Origin of the sequence: Microcystis sp. M53602_WE12 (genome assembly GCF_030065455.1) — a bacterium.
Taxonomy (GTDB): Bacteria; Cyanobacteriota; Cyanobacteriia; order Cyanobacteriales; family Microcystaceae; genus Microcystis; species Microcystis aeruginosa.
Window position 1 is genome coordinate 1 of the sequence record NZ_JASJFB010000440.1, and the last position, 1131, is coordinate 1131.

Genomic DNA, 1131 nt, shown 5'->3' on the forward strand with positions numbered 1-1131 from the left:
GTCGAAAACGGCTTTACGATATTTGGCTGGGAACACTAAATGATATAGCAAAACACTTACATTATGGCTCTTATGGATGTATTCACTCATTTTTCTATTGTACGCCGCGAGCGGCGGGGAATTAGACCCGAAGAGATTAAACCAGACCCGACCATCAAGTTCGATAATACGCTTAAGGGATTGTCGGCCTTGGGAGGTGAGCAGTCGCGATATTTCAATACAAAAGTTGTCACTGTTCATCACAGTGTGGTAAAACGATTAAAGGCTTTTTCCGATTATCGTCCCAAAAGTCTTGAACCTTTTCTTCAAGCTTTACTTGACAGCGATCAAAAGACAGAGTAACCTTGCTTTAAAATTAAATGAATCCTGCGCTAGAAATTTGAGGTGATTTTTATGGAACTCGATAACATTATTAAAAAAGTAGCAGGTGCTTATTTAGCTTCGGCTATTATTGCCGTCATCGTGCTAATTCTGACCCTCGGACAACCCTTTGTAGTTTTTCTGGGTATTGGAGCGATGGGGTTAGTTACCGTCTTAGGAGATGCGATTGCCGAGTACGGAATTGAAGCGGTTCTGAATTCTTTTTACACTGAGCGAAGTAAAAAAGAATCCCTGGAAACACTTTTAGCTGAAATTGATACTTTACCTCTGACTGATGACCTGAAATTAAAAACCAAAAAACACTTAACCGAGTATCAAGAACAGACAGTAAAGCAGCCAGAAACGGTAACTGAGCCAACTCCTGAAAGTCCTCAAACAGTTGTTATTGAAAATGAACCAATTATTAAAAATGAACCAGTTGTTGTTGAAGTTGAAAATGTTTAATTTAGGTATTGCTCCCTCTTGTAATAGCTGGGAGTAGCGGATGATTATTGCTAAGTACTGAGGAATTTTTTGGTCTAAGATAGCTATGCTAAATAGGAACTGTCCACATCTGATGACCTATAAAAAAATTGCCATTTATGAGCAAAGCTATCAACTTCCTGTTTTTAAAAATAGATACTTAAAGAACTTTCAGAAAATCATCAAAGAACGTCGGAAATTAATTCAAGAAGGAGTTCGCTACCATTACTATTTTGGTAAGATTATTAAACGAAAAGAAAAAATTACTCAACAAGAAATCTTGATTGA

At 37.3% G+C, this 1131-nt stretch carries 1 protein-coding gene and 3 pseudogenes; 3 read left to right on the forward strand and 1 reads right to left on the reverse strand.

Annotated elements, in window-relative coordinates:
- A pseudogene (locus PX482_RS14835) lies at positions 1–90 on the reverse strand (IS200/IS605 family transposase); the annotation flags it as partial.
- A gap of 45 nt (positions 91–135) precedes the next feature.
- Here PX482_RS14835 and PX482_RS14840 point away from each other — a divergent pair.
- The 3 genes and pseudogenes from PX482_RS14840 to PX482_RS14850 all read left to right on the forward strand — a co-directional run.
- Positions 136–342: pseudogene (locus PX482_RS14840) on the forward strand (phospholipase effector Tle1 domain-containing protein); the annotation flags it as partial.
- Positions 343–393: 51 nt separating this feature from the next.
- A complete protein-coding gene (locus PX482_RS14845; protein WP_002761472.1) occupies positions 394–825 on the forward strand; it encodes a hypothetical protein in 432 nt (143 codons plus the stop codon).
- 112 nt (positions 826–937) lie between these two features.
- Positions 938–1131: pseudogene (locus PX482_RS14850) on the forward strand (GUN4 domain-containing protein); the annotation flags it as partial.